This is a genomic window from uncultured Porphyromonas sp. (assembly GCF_947254915.1).
Classification (GTDB): Bacteria; Bacteroidota; Bacteroidia; order Bacteroidales; family Porphyromonadaceae; genus Porphyromonas.
This window is the reverse complement of sequence record NZ_CAMYEZ010000004.1, coordinates 1-16,585: the sequence shown is the minus strand read 5'-3', so window position 1 is coordinate 16,585 and position 16,585 is coordinate 1. Positions and strand designations below refer to the sequence as shown.

15 protein-coding genes and 1 other RNA gene are annotated in these 16,585 nt (G+C 53.1%); 10 read left to right on the top strand and 6 right to left on the bottom strand.

Going from position 1 to position 16,585, the window contains the following annotated elements:
• The 3 genes from mraY to Q0X57_RS00675 are packed head-to-tail and all read left to right on the top strand — an operon-like array spanning window position 1 to window position 4,087.
• Entirely contained in the window at window positions 1–1,260 is a 1,260-nt protein-coding gene (mraY, locus tag Q0X57_RS00685) for a phospho-N-acetylmuramoyl-pentapeptide-transferase (RefSeq protein ID WP_297726207.1), read from the top strand.
• Between the two features lie 28 nt (window positions 1,261–1,288).
• The gene (murD, locus tag Q0X57_RS00680; RefSeq protein WP_297726204.1) at window positions 1,289–2,674 is read left to right on the top strand and encodes a UDP-N-acetylmuramoyl-L-alanine--D-glutamate ligase; all 1,386 of its coding nucleotides are present in this window, start codon (window positions 1,289–1,291) and stop codon (window positions 2,672–2,674) included.
• Between the two features lie 15 nt (window positions 2,675–2,689).
• Window positions 2,690–4,087, top strand: a complete 1,398-nt coding sequence (locus tag Q0X57_RS00675) for an FtsW/RodA/SpoVE family cell cycle protein (protein ID WP_297726200.1) — start codon at window positions 2,690–2,692, stop codon at window positions 4,085–4,087.
• A gap of 3 nt (window positions 4,088–4,090) precedes the next feature.
• Here Q0X57_RS00675 and Q0X57_RS00670 read toward each other — a convergent pair whose 3' ends face one another.
• The 6 genes from Q0X57_RS00670 to greA form a co-directional block, all read right to left on the bottom strand.
• Complete coding sequence (locus Q0X57_RS00670) at window positions 4,091–4,843, bottom strand: shikimate dehydrogenase (RefSeq protein WP_297726197.1); 753 nt, start codon at window positions 4,841–4,843, stop codon at window positions 4,091–4,093.
• A gap of 21 nt (window positions 4,844–4,864) precedes the next feature.
• Window positions 4,865–5,581, bottom strand: coding sequence for a bifunctional demethylmenaquinone methyltransferase/2-methoxy-6-polyprenyl-1,4-benzoquinol methylase UbiE (gene ubiE, locus Q0X57_RS00665; protein ID WP_297726194.1), 717 nt, complete (start codon window positions 5,579–5,581; stop codon window positions 4,865–4,867).
• An 88-nt stretch (window positions 5,582–5,669) separates the two neighbouring features.
• Entirely contained in the window at window positions 5,670–6,614 is a 945-nt protein-coding gene (locus Q0X57_RS00660) for a phosphoribosylaminoimidazolesuccinocarboxamide synthase (RefSeq protein ID WP_297726191.1), read from the bottom strand.
• 82 nt (window positions 6,615–6,696) lie between these two features.
• The gene (locus Q0X57_RS00655) at window positions 6,697–7,719 is read right to left on the bottom strand and encodes a PhoH family protein (protein ID WP_297726188.1); all 1,023 of its coding nucleotides are present in this window, start codon (window positions 7,717–7,719) and stop codon (window positions 6,697–6,699) included.
• Between the two features lie 19 nt (window positions 7,720–7,738).
• Entirely contained in the window at window positions 7,739–8,131 is a 393-nt protein-coding gene (locus Q0X57_RS00650; protein WP_007364474.1) for an HIT family protein, read from the bottom strand.
• 47 nt (window positions 8,132–8,178) lie between these two features.
• A complete protein-coding gene (gene greA, locus Q0X57_RS00645; RefSeq protein WP_007364464.1) occupies window positions 8,179–8,649 on the bottom strand; it encodes a transcription elongation factor GreA in 471 nt (156 codons plus the stop codon).
• A 47-nt stretch (window positions 8,650–8,696) separates the two neighbouring features.
• Here greA and Q0X57_RS00640 point away from each other — a divergent pair, with 47 nt between their 5' ends.
• The 7 genes from Q0X57_RS00640 to ffh all read left to right on the top strand — a co-directional run bounded on the left by Q0X57_RS00640 (window position 8,697) and on the right by ffh (window position 16,241).
• The gene (locus Q0X57_RS00640; RefSeq protein ID WP_297726179.1) at window positions 8,697–8,831 is read left to right on the top strand and encodes a hypothetical protein; all 135 of its coding nucleotides are present in this window, start codon (window positions 8,697–8,699) and stop codon (window positions 8,829–8,831) included.
• A 527-nt stretch (window positions 8,832–9,358) separates the two neighbouring features.
• Window positions 9,359–9,762: a transfer-messenger RNA gene (gene ssrA, locus Q0X57_RS00635) on the top strand.
• A 272-nt stretch (window positions 9,763–10,034) separates the two neighbouring features.
• The gene (locus Q0X57_RS00630; RefSeq protein ID WP_297726176.1) at window positions 10,035–10,904 is read left to right on the top strand and encodes an alpha/beta hydrolase; all 870 of its coding nucleotides are present in this window, start codon (window positions 10,035–10,037) and stop codon (window positions 10,902–10,904) included.
• 322 nt (window positions 10,905–11,226) lie between these two features.
• Entirely contained in the window at window positions 11,227–13,797 is a 2,571-nt protein-coding gene (locus Q0X57_RS00625) for a DNA translocase FtsK (protein ID WP_297726173.1), read from the top strand.
• An 18-nt stretch (window positions 13,798–13,815) separates the two neighbouring features.
• Entirely contained in the window at window positions 13,816–14,505 is a 690-nt protein-coding gene (locus Q0X57_RS00620; protein WP_297726170.1) for an outer-membrane lipoprotein carrier protein LolA, read from the top strand.
• 26 nt (window positions 14,506–14,531) lie between these two features.
• Window positions 14,532–14,879, top strand: a complete 348-nt coding sequence (gene panD, locus Q0X57_RS00615) for an aspartate 1-decarboxylase (RefSeq protein WP_007364505.1) — start codon at window positions 14,532–14,534, stop codon at window positions 14,877–14,879.
• Window positions 14,880–14,900: 21 nt separating this feature from the next.
• Window positions 14,901–16,241 carry a signal recognition particle protein gene (gene ffh / locus Q0X57_RS00610; protein WP_297726165.1) on the top strand — a complete coding sequence of 447 codons (1,341 nt, stop codon included), beginning with the start codon at window positions 14,901–14,903 and terminating at the stop codon, window positions 16,239–16,241.
• The last annotated feature ends 344 nt before the right edge of the window (window positions 16,242–16,585 follow it).

Below are 16,585 nucleotides of genomic sequence, written 5' to 3'. Positions count from 1 at the left end.
ATGCTTTATCACCTCTACGATTGGTTACAGGCAAACGACATCCCTGGCTGGCGATTGGCTCAGTACGTTACCTTCCGAGCAGGAGTCAGCTTTATCCTAGCTCTCATCATCAGCACGATCATCGGTCGACGCATCATCCACTGGCTGCATCGTATGCAGATAGGCGAGGTGGTTCGCACGCTAGGACTGGAGGGTGAGGCGATGAAGAAGGGCACCCCAACGATGGGTGGTATCATCATCATTATAGCGATCATCGTCCCGACGCTTCTCTTCGCTCGCCTCAACAATGTCTATGTACAGCTGATGGTCTTCACGACCCTGACGATGGGTGCCTTGGGCTTTATTGATGACTATATTAAGGTCTTTAAGAAAAACAAGGCGGGGCTCCACGGGCGCTACAAAATCATCGGACAGGTACTCCTAGGCGTTGTCGTGGCGCTCACTTTCTACTTGAGTCCAGACATTATCATTCGGGAGAATCAAGAGGTGACTCACAACGGTCGCATTGAGCAGGTTACCTTCTCCAGTCAAGAGTCTAAGAACACGCAGACGACGATCCCCTTTGTCAAGAACAACAACTTTGACTATCTCTCGCTAATCCCCGCCTCTACACCACACCGCGAACTGGTTGGCTGGATTGTCTTCTCAATCATCATCATCTTGATCGTCACCTTTATCTCTAACTGCGTCAACCTAACGGATGGTCTGGACGGACTAGCCGCAGGAACAGCCGCCCCTGCGGGCGTCGCCCTGGCGGTGCTCGCCTATGTCTCCTCACACATAGCTCTGGCACGCTACTTTAGTATCATGTTTATCCCAGGCGCTGAGGAGCTAGTGATCTTTGGCGCAGCCTTCGTGGGCGCGACCTTTGGCTTCCTCTGGTACAACGCTTATCCTGCGCAGGTCTTCATGGGAGACACGGGCAGCCTAGCCATCGGTAGTATCATCGCCGTGATGGCCGTCCTCATTCGCAAGGAGCTACTCCTGCCGATCCTCTGCTTCCTCTTTATCATTGAGGGGCTATCTTCGCTGATGCAGCAAGCATACTTCAAGATAACCAAGCGACGCACAGGGACTGGCCGACGGATCTTCAAGATGACGCCACTGCACCACCACTTTCAGAAAGCAGGCAATAGCGGTATCGATGCTTTGATCCAGCGCCCCCTCGCACCTATCCGAGAGGCTAAGATCACCGTTCGCTTTTGGCTCATAGCTATCCTACTGGCTGTCCTAACAGTCATCACGCTTAAAATGCGATAATTTATAGACTTACAACGATCTCACAGATATGCAACGCAACGAATATATCATCCTAGGAGCTGGAGAGAGTGGTGTCGGAGCTGCCATCCTAGCTCAAAAGCAAGGGCTCCCCGTCTTTGTCTCCGACTCGGGACAAATCAAGCCACAATACAAAGCGGAGCTGGAGCAGTACAGTATCCCCTACGAGGAAGGCGGACACACCTTCGCTCGTATCTTATCAGCCAAAGAGGTGATCAAGAGCCCTGGCATCCCCGACAGCGTGCCCCTCATACGACAGCTTGCGGAGCAGCAGACGCCTATCATCAGTGAGATCGAGTTCGCCTACCGCTACGCTGGCGACAGTATGATGATCGCCATCACGGGGAGCAACGGCAAGACCACTACGACCAACTGGCTCTATCACACGCTCCACAATGCGGGACTAGATGTCTCTATGGCGGGCAATGTGGGTACTAGTCTAGCCCGTCAGGTGGCGCTCGCTCCGCACGCTTACTATGTGATCGAGCTGAGTAGCTTCCAGCTGGATCATATGTATCAGTTCAGAGCGCACATAGCCATCCTGCTCAATATCACACCCGATCATCTAGATCGCTACGACCATAAGATGGAACTATACGCACGGGCCAAGATGCGCATCACGCAAAACCAACAGTCCACCGACTACTTCATCTCTTGGATCGAAGACGACTGGACACAGCGCCTACTCAAGGAGCCAGGCATGGGAGCGGGACGACGGGTCTTCTTCTCCACCGAAGGCTCTTCAGACGAAGCGGTCGTGGCTTCTAGTCACGATGGAAAGATACGCTTCGCCCTCCAGGAGCCACTCCTGGAGATGCCAGAGAGCGCTCTAGCTCTATCGGGCAAGCACAACGTGCAGAACGCCCTGGCTGTCGGTTGCGCTGCGCAGGCCTTAGGCATCAAGCCTGAGGTCATACGAGCTTCGCTGGAGACCTTTACCAATGTACCCCACCGCCTAGAGTATATCGCCAGCATCGATGGCGTAGACTATATCAACGACTCCAAGGCGACCAACATCAACAGTACCTGGTACGCACTAGAGAGTATGCGCAAGCCGACAATCCTCATACTAGGTGGTACCGACAAGGGCAATGACTACAACGATCTGATGGCTCTAGTTAAGGAAAAGGTCGTCGGACTGATCTATATGACGACTGACTCGGCCAAGCTCCACCGCAGCTTCGACAGTGTCATACCACGCCACGAGGAGGTTACCTCGATGCGTGACGCTATCGCCGCCGCACGCCAGATGGCCCAGGCAGGAGACACCGTGTTGCTGTCGCCAGCCTGCGCTAGCTTTGACCTCTTCACCTGCTACGAGGATCGTGGCGATCAGTTCAGAGCGGAGGTACTCGCCATCGCTCAGCAACAGCCTGATACTGACCGTTCGCTCTAGCCTATCCGACACTCTATGATACCACAAGACGAATATAATCCGAGCCAAGAGACCACACCTTCGGACATCTTCGACCTCTTCCCCCGTGAGACGGATCAGCATAGCGAAAGCGAAGACCCGTCCGAAGAGAACTCCCTAGAAGCTACCAAGGTAGAGCCAACACCACGCAAGCCACGCATCACAGGCGACCGCTCGTTGTGGTTCCTCTACTTTGCCTTCCTAGCCACGTCGCTACTCTTCATCTATAGTGCCACCAGCACACTAGCTTACCGTGGAGAGAGCCTGTATGCGCCCTTCACTGGTCATCTCAAGCACATCATTATGTCTGTCCTTGCAGCCTGGTTTTGCTCTCGGCTGAGCAACTTCTGGTTACGCTTAGGCGGGATGGGCTTCTTTGTCTTGATGCTCTTAGCTGTTATAGCGACTCCATTCATCGGTACGGAGACCAATGAGGCGAAGCGTACGCTCTTCGGATTCCAATTCTCAGAGTTCTACAAAGTTGGTGTCATCTGTCTTGCCTCTGTAGTCCTCTCTATACGTCAGTTAGGTAGTCTTAATCGGCGCTTCTACATCTTTTGTGGTATCACAGCTATCGGTCTAGTCTTCGTTGCCAAGGAGAGTCTGTCCATGGGGCTCATCCTCGTCGCCTTCATCCTCGGTATCGGACTCGTACAGACAGGTCTCTCCAAGAGCTTGCTCACGATCAGTGGCGTAGGGCTAGCGAGCATCACGCTACTCCTAGCTTGTCTCTTATTACTCCCCGACAGTATCATCAAGCAAAACAGTAGCACCGCCCGCTGGAAGGGACGTATTGAAGACTTCACCGCTAAGTCTGACTCCAGCAAGTTTGTCATTAACGAGGACAACTTTCAGGAGCAGCATGCACGCATCGCCATCGCACGGAGCAATGGTACGGGCGTCTTCCCTGGCAATAGTGTGGAGCGAGATATCCTCCCCGAGGCGTACTCCGACTTTATCTATGCGATCATCATCGAGGAGACAGGCTTCATCGGGATGATTTGGGTGCCACTACTCTATATCTTACTCTTCTTCAAGCTCTCTCGCTGGGCGACCCGAACGCAACGTGACTGGCAGCGCATCTTCCTACTTGGTGTCGGGATTATGTACACCACGCAGGCGATCATACATATGTGCGTCGTCACGGGGATCTCGCCGAATACGGGTCAGACGCTACCACTCATCAGTCGTGGTGGCTCTTCGCTCCTAGCCACCTCAATGGCTATCGGTGCCTGCATCGGGATCACGAGACATATCCGCGAAGATGAGTACCAGCGCCAATTGGAGCAAGAGAGCCAAACAGGGGAGGCGACCGAACCTGTTGCTGATACTATCTCTACAGTTGAAGAAAGCCCCCGGGCCACCACCTTTGATGAGGCGGACGATATGGCGTAGTCTCTACGCCTGACGGTTCCAAATGTGCCAAGCGTAGCGAGCCTGCACGAGGAGCATCTTCAGCCCATTGATCGTCGTCGCTCCCTGCTCACGACAAGCCTTGAGGAAGCGTGTCTCCTCGGGATTGTAGATCAGATCCATACAGAGATGCTCTGGTGTGATCGCCTCATAGGGGATCTGCGGGCGCTCCATAGTAAGTGCCCCCATGCCGACAGGGGTCGCATTGATGATGATCCACTTGTCCGCTATCAGCTCAGGCGTCAAGTTACTATAGGAGAGGATATGTGGAGCTTGCGGATCTCTACTAACCAACGTACAGTCACGACCGAGACGCTTGAGTGCCTGTGCCACCGCTTGCGCCGCACCGCCCGTACCGAGGACGAGCGCATGCTGTTGCTCTGATGTGAGTAGTGGCTGGAGACTCTCCACGACACCCTGCACATCCGTGTTGTAGCCGAAGAGACGCATCCGACCTCCCGTACGATCCACAACGATCGTATTGACAGCTCCCACATACTTAGCCTCGGGATCTATATGATCTAGATAGTTGCACACCTCCACCTTGTAGGGGCTCGTCACATTCAGTCCCACGATGGCAGGATTAGACTCCAGCCAAGGTCTCAGCGCTGAGAGATCATCCAGCTCTTGTAGTATATAGCGCGCATTGATCCTCTGGGAGTCAAAAAGGTCGTTGAAGTAGTCTGCCGAGAGCGAATGCCCTACGGGCTTACCTATCAGTGCATAAATGCGTTGCATACTCTTATTCGTTTATCTCTTTTAAGCCTCTGCAGTATATAAGACACAGATCCCGAGAGGCATCTCTTTATAGTGCACCTCTCTAAAGCCAGCCCTACGGATCAGCGCCGTCATCGCCTCTCGCTGTGGCATCGCCTTAATAGATGCGGGGAGATAGCTGTAGGCAGAGCGATCGTGAGCGCACAGCTGTCCGATCCACGGGATCAAGTGCTTAGCATAGATGTTATAGCCCTGAAGCAATAGCCCCCCACGTGGCTCGCTCAGCTCTAGTATAGCGAGCCTCCCCCCAGGGCGTAAAATGCGTTGCATCTCTCGCAAGCCCTGTAGTGGATCCGAAAAGTTTCGAATACCCAGCGTGCAGGTCACAGCATCGACCGATTGCGAAGCTAGAGAGAGCTCCTGACAATTCTCCGCAGAGAGCGTCACAGCTGGCACCGAGTGGACAGCCCTCTGAAGACGTTCAGCAGCCACCGCCAGCATACCCTCCGAGAGGTCCACACCGACTATCTCACGCACCGACGGCAAGTAGCGAGAGAGCATCAGGATCATATCCCCCGTACCGCAGGCCAGGTCAGCCACACGACGAGGCGCATAGTCCGCTAGGTACTCTATGACCTGCCAGCGCCAAGCCAGATCCATACCGCCCGTCATGAGGCGATTCATCAAGTCATAGCGTCCAGCTATGCGGTCAAACATCTGCCGCACGTAACGAGACTTACCATCTATAGGTAAAGGCATAGTAAATAGAGAGATTAGAACCAGCGACTAAGGAGGTTGTACACAGCCCCTCTAAGTCGCTGGTTCGTTTGTATAGTTATGTAGCCTCCTACTTCTTGAGGAAAGCTAGCAGATTGTCCTCAATACGCTTAGCCACATCTTGGGTTTGCTCCTTGACGAAAGTCTTGCCCGTGATGTGCTCGTAGAGCTCTATGTAACGATCGCTCACAGAGGCTGCATACTCAGGCGTGATGGCAGGCATCTTCTGCCCAGCCTTACCCTGGAAGCCCTGCTCGATAAGCCACTGACGGACGAACTCCTTCGAGAGCTGACGCTGAGGCTCACCCTTAGCTTGGCGCTCCTCATAGCCCTCTAGGTAGAAGTAGCGAGAGGAGTCAGGCGTGTGGATCTCGTCGATCAGGATCACCTTGCCATCCTTCTTGCCAAACTCATACTTCGTGTCCACGAGGATCAGACCACGCTCACGAGCGATGCGTGTCCCCTCCTCAAAGAGCGTCTGCGTGTACTGCTCGATGACCTTGTAGTCCTCCTCCGAGATCAGTCCAGAGGCGATGATCTCCTCACGGCTAATGTTTTCGTCGTGTCCCTCGTCAGCCTTAGTCGTAGGCGTGATGATCGGGTGTGGGAGGCGCTCATTCTCCTTCAGCCCCTCGGGTAGTTGTATGCCACAGATCGTACGCTCGCCAGCCTGATAAGCACGCCATGCGCTACCAGCTATGTAGCCACGTACGATCATCTCCACCTTAAAGGGCTCGCAGCGGTGTCCCACCGTAACCATCGGATCAGGAGTCGCTATCTTCCAGTTGGGCACGAGATGCGCCGTAGCGTCAAGCTGCTCAGCAGCTATTTGGTTGAGCACCTGACCCTTGTAGGGGATACCCTCAGGGAGTACCACATCAAAGGCTGAGATCCTATCCGTAGCGACCATCGCTATCAGATCGCCCTCAAGGAAGTATACATCTCTCACCTTGCCATGAAAGACAGACTGGATACCTGGGAGAGATAGGTCGGTGTGTGTTAGAGCTTGATTCATTGTATTATGATCAATAATTGATTTGCTAAAAGGGGGTCCCCTCCTCCAGCCTTAGCCGAGAAAGAGGAGTGCTTCTATGAGTCTATGAGTCTTTACCTTGATCCTTATCTAGGTCTATATTTTGATCTTGGCGAGTCTCTTGAGCGATACGTTCGCCTTGCAGTGCTTGATGCTCATTGCGATCGTAAGCATCCACGACAAGCTGCACGATCGGATGACGCACGATGTCCTGAGCATCAAAGTAAACGAAAGGTATCTGCTCCACATCGCCTAGGATCCGCTCAGCAATGCGCAAGCCCGAGGTGACACCCCGAGGCAAGTCTACCTGCGAGAGATCTCCCGTGATGATCATCTTACTATTGCGTCCGAGACGAGTGAGAAACATCTTCATCTGATGATGGGTCGTATTCTGCGCTTCGTCTAGTATGACGACCGCATCGTTGAGCGTACGACCACGCATGTAGGCTAGCGGAGCGATCTGTATCACATCGCTCTCCATATAGGTGCGCAGGCGCTGCGTCGGGATCATCTCCTCGAGCGCATCGTAGAGAGGCTGGAGGTAAGGGTCGAGCTTGTCCTTCAGCTCGCCTGGCAGAAAGCCCAACTTCTCGCCCGCCTCGACAGCGGGACGCGAGAGTATGATACGTCGCACCTGCTTCTCCTTAAGCGCCTTGACCGCTAGGGCTATCGCTATGTAGGTCTTGCCCGTACCAGCCGGTCCGATCGCAAAGAGCATATCGTGATCCGCTATGGCCTCGACCATCTCACGCTGGTGAGTGCCTCGGTAGCCGATACTACGACCTCTCGCTCCATAGAGCAGATGATTCGGCGCCACCTTGACCTCAGGGAGTTCCTCGCCCGTAGCCAGCTTGCGTATGGTCTGCTCCGTCAGGAGATTGTACCGCAGGACATGCTGTACCAACTTGTCGAGGAGCGCAGTCAAGAGCTGTATATCGGTCGTGTCACCCAGTATCTTGATGATCCGATCATGAGCCACGATCCGCAACTTAGGATAGAGGTTGCGTAGCAATAGCAGGTACTCACGATTAGGACCGTAGAGCACCGCTGGATCTATCTCCTCTAGGATATATAGTCTCTCAGTCACTAGGCTTCGCTACTCCTTATTATATATGAGCTGCTATCTCGGAGGCGATGCGAGCCATCTCCTCGTCGGTAGGCTTCGTAGCAAGCGGTCCGTGCGCCACGTCACCCTCACTATTGATCGGGATCAGATGCACATGAGCGTGTGGCACCTCCAGTCCTAGGACCAGCGTAGCCACCTTACGGCAGTGCGTCGTCTCCTGTATAGCGCGAGCTACCCGCTTAGAGAAAGCCATCAGCCGAGCCAGCTCCTCGTCCGTCAGGTCGTAATAGTAGTCGACCTCACGCTTCGGAACAACTAGTGTGTGCCCCAGCTGATAAGGATTGATATCTAGAAATGCGTAGTGCTCCTCATCCTCCGCAATGCGGTAGGAGGGGATCTCACCCGCTATGATGCGACTAAAGATTGATGCCATAGAGCATTCGTTGTTTTTGGGAGGATCTATTCAATAAGAGAGGCACCCTATCGAGTGATCTCTAGAATCTCAAAGACCAGTGTACCCGCAGGCACCTGTATCTCCGCCACATCGCCCACCTTCTTGCCAAGGAGTCCCTTAGCAATGGGGGTATTGACCGAGATCTTGTTTTCCTTAAAGTTTGCCTCAGCATCAGAGACGATGTAGTAGCTCTTCTCCTCGCCCTTCTTCTTATTGAGCAGGCGCACATGGTTCAGTATCTGCACCTCATCGGTCTTAATCTGCGAGGGCTCCAGCACACGGGCATTGCCCAGCTGAGCCTTGAGCATAGCGATCTTGTCCTCCAGGTGAGCCTGCGCCTCCTTGGCAGCATCGTACTCAGCATTCTCCGAGAGATCGCCCTTGTCACGCGCCTCAGCAATCTGCTGTGTGACCTTGGGCCGCTCCTCAGCCTCCAGCTGTTTGATCGTATTATTGAGGGCGTCATATCCCTCTTGGGTCATATAGTAATATCCCATAGATGATTAGGTGATAATGGTGTCTAATTCAGCCTAGTGCGTATCCTATGAGCCACACCCCGCTAGCCATCTATCGGCTGGCAAAGGCGCCTCATAGATACAAAACAAATGAGGACTTACTCCCACACAGCACCCCCTATCGTCTAGAAGAGCCACATCAGAGAAGCCTCGTCATACGTTGAGATGTGCTACGCCGTCCGCACATCTTCCTTACTGAGTGCAAAGGTACTAAAAAAACGTTTCATCGCCTCCACCGCCCCAGCAACCGTACATTCCCTCTAATCTCTAACCTCTAAATTCTAACCTCTAATCTCTTCCCTACCGAGGAAATAGGGAAAATCCAGGGTGCAAACGAAAATTCTCCACGGAGCTGGAAAATAAAACTTCGGAAGAATGAAATGAAACTTCGGAAGAAAGATTTCGAAGTTCCGAAGAATTTTTCCATTTCTCGCTGGATAATCAAAGATCTCCACGGAGGAATCCTTCGATTTCCTCCACTCTCCCTCGTAAAGCTCACTTTTTTTACAATGCCTCAATCCTGATTTAGACAAAGCTCCTCGCTCTACTTGTGCGGTTTTTTCGTACCTTTGCACTAGATGAGCTGGAGGAGAAGTCGCTTGATGCGAGCCTCCGCCAGACTCAGATACGATCTCTCCTCAGCAGAGCGGTATAGCGATACGCTAGTCTAGGAGATGCAACATGTACTCTTGGGGCTGATTGGCTTTGACAGCGTGTTGTAGTGATTCGTAAGCATGTGGTGCCTGCTGTGACGCACCTTAAAACCTTACTGCGAACCTTTCTAAATGGCGAAAACAACTTTGCTCTCGCTGCGTAGTCGAAGTATAGTACACTAACGCTTCATCCCAGGCATAGGTGCCGGGACGAGACATCACCCAGGGGGCCGTTGCTCCGAGGCGCTCTGATACGGTGGTGCATGGATATCGGGGATCGGATGGTGTAGCCTCGTACATCGTCTTAAACTTTAGAGGATAAGGCTTTAGCTCGGTCGCTGTGCTCGTGAGTTGAAGCCCGACAATCAAAGTACAGCTAAACATGTAGAAAGCGCTTTGCCACCATGTTTGGACCGGGGTTCAATTCCCCGCAGCTCCACAACCCCACAGACAGTTAAGTCCCTTCGACTGGGTACGCCTAGTCGGAGGGACTTATCTTATATGGTCACTTACATAAAGAGCCGATCGGGCACCTGCTACCGCATAGTAGGTATCTATCACTAGCACTGCATACTAGATGAAGCATTATCTTTGTCTCCACAGAGCACCTAAGCCCATCCATAGACTCACACAAAAGACCATACAGCTATGAGTATTACATACAGAGTGGTAGCCTCGATAGTGAGACTCCTAAACATTAAGAGGCTCTTTAGAATGTCAGAAGCAAAAATCCTCGCCTTTGCGACTAAGCAGTCGAATAAGTTCAGGCTTCGGCTAGATCAATTCAAGGACTATCACTGCTCCATAGAGGAGGTCGATGGCTTTAAGTGTGTCAAGCTACAGGCGACTCCTAAGCCCGCTGCAAAAGCTGTCCTGCTACTTTATGGCGGAGGGTATGTCACACCACCAGATGCGAGAGACTTCAAGATAGCCAAGAGGATTGTCGATCAGACGGGGAGCGATGTGTGGTTTTTCCTTTACCCCCTGATTGTGGAGCAAACACTCGAGGTGACCTTTGAGAAGACGCATCAGCTCTATCGGCGTATGCTCGAGCAGTACGCTCCTGAGCAAATATCGATCTTAGGCTTCTCCTCAGGAGCTTGTCTTGCTATCGGGATAGGACAATATAATAATGAGCAGCACCAGCAGCTACCTAGCCCCAGACAAATCATAGCGGTCTCTCCTGGAGGCATCCCCCTCTCGCTTTGTGAGGGACATGAAGACATGGCAGACGAAGATGCAGACTTCATTACCTCTCTAAAGGCTCTCTCGGAGCAAGACATAATCGTCGACTACCATTACTTCGGCACCGTCGCCTCGATAATAAACCGACACAAGCAACAGCCCGACTATATGATCAACAGCTGCGTGGGCGACTTCTCACACTTCCCCAAGACCTACCTCTACTATGGGTCGCACGAGTGTCTCTACGCTTGCGCTCCCTACTACAAGCGCGCATTCGTGCAGTATGGGGTCCCCTATGAGATACATATCGGTGAGGGACTGTGCCACTGCTATCCGCTCTTTCGCTTCTTTCCAGAGGGGCGTAAGGCTCAGGACGAAATCATCAATCGCCTAAGATAAGCGTAGCGCACCTTCCCAAGCGAAAGGGAGTCTTACGTGAGAGCTTTGCAAAATCCGCATAGTAGGAAAGGAGTTTCTATCCAAAAGCATTTGCACTCCCTCCTGTAAAGAATTGAAGGGTTCTTAGGGACCAACCAAGAGTCCTATATGTCGCTATGGGCAATGGTAATCAGCGACAGCCGGTGCCACACGCTAATGCGATCGGACAGGTAGAGTGGTGTGCCATTGGCGTAAAAATCGTTACCTTTGCATCAAGCTTTCCTATAGGAGATCATCACGCATGGCGCGACGATCGCACTTCAGGCTCCCTTATTACTACCTCATGGCTACATCCAAAGATAAATCAACCAAGAAACGCTCGACTCAGTCTCGCAAGCGTACGAACGCATCGGGCCGAAAGGACGCAACCCCCTCTCGCTCGGTGGGGAGTCGTATGCGCTCGTGGGCTCAGGACTTACAAAAAAACGTCGCCGACAAGCGGTATGGCGAGCTGATCTCTTTTATCTTAGGACTGATACTCCTAGCCTTCGTCGTATACGTCTTGGTGGCTTGTGTCTCCTACCTTCTGGTGGGCGCACGGGATCAGAGCATCGTCACGGCGCTAACACCCTGGGAGGCGCTGACACAGACGCTCCCAGAGGGGATCGATGGCTCGGTGGCTGAGATACAAAATATAACCCGTGTGCATGGAGCTTATCTAGCACACTGGCTTATGGATGGCTTCCTCGGCTTCGGTAGTTGGTTCCTACTCATCTTAAGCTTCGTCGGGGCCTTGCGACTGATGCGCATCTCTAAGCGGGGTAGCATCATCAAGATAACGGTCTACGCCATCCTCCTAAGTCTATGGACAGCTCTCGCTGGGGCTGCGATACAGGATCTCCTCGGCATGCCCACATTCTTCCGCTGGGGCGGTGCTTACGGTACGCTGTGGCTTGGCAACCTGTTACCAGCCATTGGTTGGCTAGGTGTGGCTCTGATACTGCTTGTCTCGATCATTATCCTCATCGTGGTGATCCGCTACGAGTACCTCCAGTGGATGCGTCGCGCCATTGGTCTAGGCTGGGTCAAGCGTCCTAATCGTTGTCGCAAGGCTGAGGATCCTCTAGAGAGTGCCGAAGGTGAGGAAGAAGCATCAGATGAAGAACCGACAGATACTGATGAAGAGGTTGTTCCAGACGACATGGATGGTGAGCCAGACACTACAGAAGATGAGGAGTCTCCCCTACCAGCGCCAAGCGTCTTGGCTGCACAGTCAGCACCACGCACTACATCGCAAGCACGTCGTGAGCCTGTCTCTACGCCAACCGAAGAGAGCCTTGAGGGTAGTGTCACAGTAACCGTGGCGCAGGGCGATGCGGACTCGCAGGTTGCCTCCGTCATACCGCAGAGCGACATGCGCCGTGGTGGATATCAGATGCCTTCGCCAGACCTATTGGCCGATGTAGACCAAACTTCGCAGACAGTGGATCGTGCCGAGATCAAGGAGATAGAGCAACTCATCGTTGAGAAGCTCAGCGATCTAGGTATCGCCCTAGAGCCTGTTGAGGTGACCATCGGACCGACCGTGACGCTCTATGAGTTTAAGCTAGATCCCAAGGTCAAGGTCAACCGCATTCGTAGCCTTGAGGACGATATAGCGATGAAGGTAGAGAGCATCGGCGGTATCCGCATCATTGCTCCGATGCCAGGGCGTGGTACCATAGGCATTGAGGTGCCAAACCGCAACCCGCGTACCGTCGGCATGAAGGCGCTGATCACTTCGCAGAAGTTTATCACGACAGATCAGAAGCTCCCGATAGCCATTGGTCGAACGATCACCAACGATGTCTACCTCTTTGACCTCTCCAAGATGCCCCACCTCTTGATAGCTGGTGCTACGGGACAAGGTAAGAGTGTCGGCCTCAATGCGCTCATCACTTCACTCCTATATAATAAGCGTCCCGAGGAGCTTAAGCTAATCCTTATTGACCCGAAGATGCTGGAGTTTAGCATCTACGAGAGCATCGGACGGCACTTCCTGACGAAGCTAGAGGACGAGGAGAAGTATATCATCACCGACACAAACAAGGCGCTCCCTGTCCTAGAGTCGCTCTGCGTAGATATGGACGCTCGCTACGAACTATTGGCTCGGGCTAAGGTGCGCAACATATCGGAGTACAACAAGCTCTTCCGTCAGGGACACCTACGCGAGGAGGATGGCTACGTATTCCTACCCTACTTGGTACTCATCGTCGATGAGTTTGCCGACCTAATCATGACAACGGGACGAGCCATTGAGAAGCCTATCGCACGTCTAGCGCAGAAGGCACGTGCAGCTGGTATCCACATCGTCCTCGCCACACAGCGTCCGAGTACAGATGTGATTACGGGTCTGATTAAGGCGAACTTCCCAGCACGTATTGCCTTTAAAGTTTCCTCGCAAGTGGACTCACGCACCATCCTCGACACCACAAGCGCCAAGGATCTCATCGGACGTGGCGACATGCTCATCAATGATGGCAAGGAGATGCGTCGTATCCAGTGCGCCTTCATAGATACGCCTGAGACGGAGCGCATCGTGGACCACATCTCTCATCAGCCCTATCCTACGGAGCCCTATCTGCTACCTGAGCCTCCTGCCACGGAGGGAGCAGCTGGCGGAGCTGGACTTGGCGGTGGTGGCGCGACGGAGCGCGACCCACTCTTTGAGGAGGTGGCTCGCCATGTGGTACAGATGCAACAAGGATCGACGAGCAATATCCAGCGACGCTTCAACATCGGCTACAACCGCGCTGGACGTGTTATGGATCAGCTCTACGAGTGTGGCATCGTGTCGGCACAGGATGGCAGCAAGCCTCGTCAAGTACTCATATCCGATGAGGAGACTCTCAACCGACTCCTAGACACCCTCTAACTGGTAACCCCAAACAGTATGAGATCAAACCTCTCCCTATCATATCTCCGCCACGGCGCACCTCTTACGGTGCGTCTCTTCGGGACTCTCTTAGCTCTGTTCGTCTGTGGCACCTTCGCCATAGCACCTCTGCAAGGACAGCGCAAAGCGGTCTTTGACCTCAACAAAGCGCTCCAGCAGTTTGAGCAGCAGGTCAACAAAGGGGTCGCTATCACCTTTGCGTTGAACTCTCCTGGTACTCCGTCACAGGAGGGCTACACGTGGCTCCAGGGGCGTCGCTTCATGCTCAGTATGCCTGGCATGGAAGCTGCCTTTGATGGCACTACCCTACGCATCATCAATCAGAAGGAGCGCACCTACACCTTGATGACTCCCTCCGAGCAAGACCTCACGGCGATGAATCCGCTGGCATATATCCAGAAAGCCTCGCAGCGCTATCGCATCACCGAGCGCAAGAGTCCCCGAGGCACGGTCATCTACCGATTTGTGGCAAAAAGCGGGTCTGGGCCTCTCGCAGGAGTCAAGTACTATGAGGTAACTTTCGACCAGCAGAGCCAGGCTCCCAAGAAGGTAGATCTCTACTTTGACCTAGGAGAGCAGGTCTCTTACACCATTCGTAAGATGCAAGCGAAGGAGCATGTTACGTCACAATCCTTTACCTTTGCACCGCAAGAATACAAATCGCTTGAGGTCGTAGACCTACGCTAAGCCTCAGGCGCTCCACACTATAAACTATGTACATACAGGTACTCAAATCTAAGATTCACCGCGTCCGGGTCACACAGGCTAACCTCAACTACGTGGGTAGCATCACCATCGACCGCACCCTTATGGAGGCCGTCGGTATCCTCCCAGGAGAGCGTGTGCAGGTCGTCGACTGTAACAACGGCAACCGCCTTGACACCTACGTCATCGCTGGCGAACCCGACAGCGGAGTCATCTGTCTCAATGGCCCCGCAGCCCGTCTCGTACAGCCTGACGATATCGTCATCATCATGTCTTACGCACTTATGGACTACGACGAGGCGCGCACCTTTCAGCCTAAGATTATATTCCCCGATAGCGACACCAATCGACTATAAACCACTCATCATCTCACCAACATGTTTGAAAACCTAAGCGAACGCCTAGAGCGCTCATTCAAAATACTCAAAGGCCAAGGTCGCATCACCGAAATCAACGTCGCCGAAACGCTTAAAGACGTTCGTCGCGCCCTACTTGATGCCGATGTCAACTACAACGTGGCTCGCGACTTCACCGATCAGGTCAAGGAGAAGGCACTCGGTCAGAACGTCCTCACAGCGGTCAATCCTGGCCAGATGATGGTCAAGATAGTTCACGACGAACTCGCCACCCTCATGGGTAGCGAGGCGGTGCCCGTCAACCTCAAGGGGAGTCCAGCCATCATCCTTATGTCAGGACTCCAGGGCTCTGGTAAGACCACCTTCTCAGGCAAGCTCGCCAATATGCTCAAGAAGCAGGAGCATCGCAAGCCTCTCCTAGTAGCGTGTGACGTCTACCGTCCCGCTGCTATCCAGCAGCTACACGTCCTCGGGGAGCAGATCGGCGTACCCGTCTACAGCGAGCCCGAGAGCAAGGATCCCGTACAGATCGCTCGCAACGCGATCGCCCACGCTCAGCAGGAGGGACTAGATACCGTCATCATCGATACGGCAGGTCGTCTAGCCGTCGATGAGGAGATGATGAATGAGATCAGCAGTATCAAGGAGGCTATCCGCCCCGATGAGACACTCTTCGTCGTTGACTCCATGACTGGTCAGGATGCAGTCAATACGGCAGCCGAGTTTGACAAGCGCTTAGACTTCGACGGTGTGATCCTCACCAAGCTGGACGGTGACTCACGTGGTGGTGCTGCGCTTTCTATACGCAGTGTCGTCAATAAGCCGATCAAGTTCGTCGGTACAGGCGAGAAGATGGAAGCTCTTCAAGTCTTCCACCCCTCCCGTATGGCGGATCGTATCCTCGGCATGGGTGATATCGTCTCCCTCGTCGAGCGTGCACAGCAGCAGTACGATGAGGAGGAGGCAAAGCGTCTAGAGGCCAAGATTGCTAAGAATCAGTTTGACTTCAACGACTTCCTCGCTCAAATCGCTCAGATCAAGAAGATGGGTAACCTGAAGGATCTCGTCTCCATGATCCCAGGAGTCGGCAAGATGGTCAAAGACCTTGACATCAGCAACGATGCTTTCAAGGGCATCGAGGCAATCATCCACTCTATGACCCCCGAGGAGCGTACCAAGCCTAGCGTCCTCGATGGCTCACGTCGCAAGCGTATCGCCGACGGTAGCGGTACCTCTGTCGCCGAGGTCAATAGGCTCATTCAGCAGTTTGACCAAGTGAGCAAAGTCATGCGCAAGATGCAAGGCGGAGGCTTGGGACGTATGCAAGCCAAGATGCAGAAAAAGAACAAGAAGCGTCGCTAGCCTACTCTAATTCGCATCGCAAGCGACACGCCTAGAGAGACTCCAGTAGCATAGCTCAGGCCTCTCCCAAGGAGTAGCACGCTCTCCGTCAGCAGACGAGGAGCGTGCTACTCTTTTTGAGTCTAAGCGATCGTTTCGCAGCTAAAAGTTTAGCCGTTTCAGCAATCCTTGATTTTGCAAATCGTAGATGGACGGTACAGGGCTGACGCATTATAAAAACGAACTTATTTCATTTCCTTCCTAGGCATTTCCAATTCCTCCGTAGATATTTTTGATTTGCTACCTAGGAAATGGACAAATTCTTCGGACTTATGATTTGATTCCTCCGAAGTTTCATTTGATTC

What these genes read in the sequence shown, in the direction of transcription:
- mraY (WP_297726207.1), top strand. Translation starts at nt 1, where the DNA reads ATGCTTTATCACCTCTACGATTGGTTACAGGCAAACGACATCCCTGGC.
- murD (WP_297726204.1), top strand. Translation starts at nt 1,289, where the DNA reads ATGCAACGCAACGAATATATCATCCTAGGAGCTGGAGAGAGTGGTGTC.
- Q0X57_RS00675 (WP_297726200.1), top strand. Translation starts at nt 2,690, where the DNA reads ATGATACCACAAGACGAATATAATCCGAGCCAAGAGACCACACCTTCG.
- Q0X57_RS00670 (WP_297726197.1), bottom strand. Translation starts at nt 4,843, where the DNA reads ATGCAACGCATTTATGCACTGATAGGTAAGCCCGTAGGGCATTCGCTC.
- ubiE (WP_297726194.1), bottom strand. Translation starts at nt 5,581, where the DNA reads ATGCCTTTACCTATAGATGGTAAGTCTCGTTACGTGCGGCAGATGTTT.
- Q0X57_RS00660 (WP_297726191.1), bottom strand. Translation starts at nt 6,614, where the DNA reads ATGAATCAAGCTCTAACACACACCGACCTATCTCTCCCAGGTATCCAG.
- Q0X57_RS00650 (WP_007364474.1), bottom strand. Translation starts at nt 8,131, where the DNA reads ATGGCATCAATCTTTAGTCGCATCATAGCGGGTGAGATCCCCTCCTAC.
- greA (WP_007364464.1), bottom strand. Translation starts at nt 8,649, where the DNA reads ATGGGATATTACTATATGACCCAAGAGGGATATGACGCCCTCAATAAT.
- Q0X57_RS00640 (WP_297726179.1), top strand. Translation starts at nt 8,697, where the DNA reads ATGAGCCACACCCCGCTAGCCATCTATCGGCTGGCAAAGGCGCCTCAT.
- Q0X57_RS00630 (WP_297726176.1), top strand. Translation starts at nt 10,035, where the DNA reads ATGTCAGAAGCAAAAATCCTCGCCTTTGCGACTAAGCAGTCGAATAAG.
- Q0X57_RS00625 (WP_297726173.1), top strand. Translation starts at nt 11,227, where the DNA reads ATGGCTACATCCAAAGATAAATCAACCAAGAAACGCTCGACTCAGTCT.
- Q0X57_RS00620 (WP_297726170.1), top strand. Translation starts at nt 13,816, where the DNA reads ATGAGATCAAACCTCTCCCTATCATATCTCCGCCACGGCGCACCTCTT.
- panD (WP_007364505.1), top strand. Translation starts at nt 14,532, where the DNA reads ATGTACATACAGGTACTCAAATCTAAGATTCACCGCGTCCGGGTCACA.
- ffh (WP_297726165.1), top strand. Translation starts at nt 14,901, where the DNA reads ATGTTTGAAAACCTAAGCGAACGCCTAGAGCGCTCATTCAAAATACTC.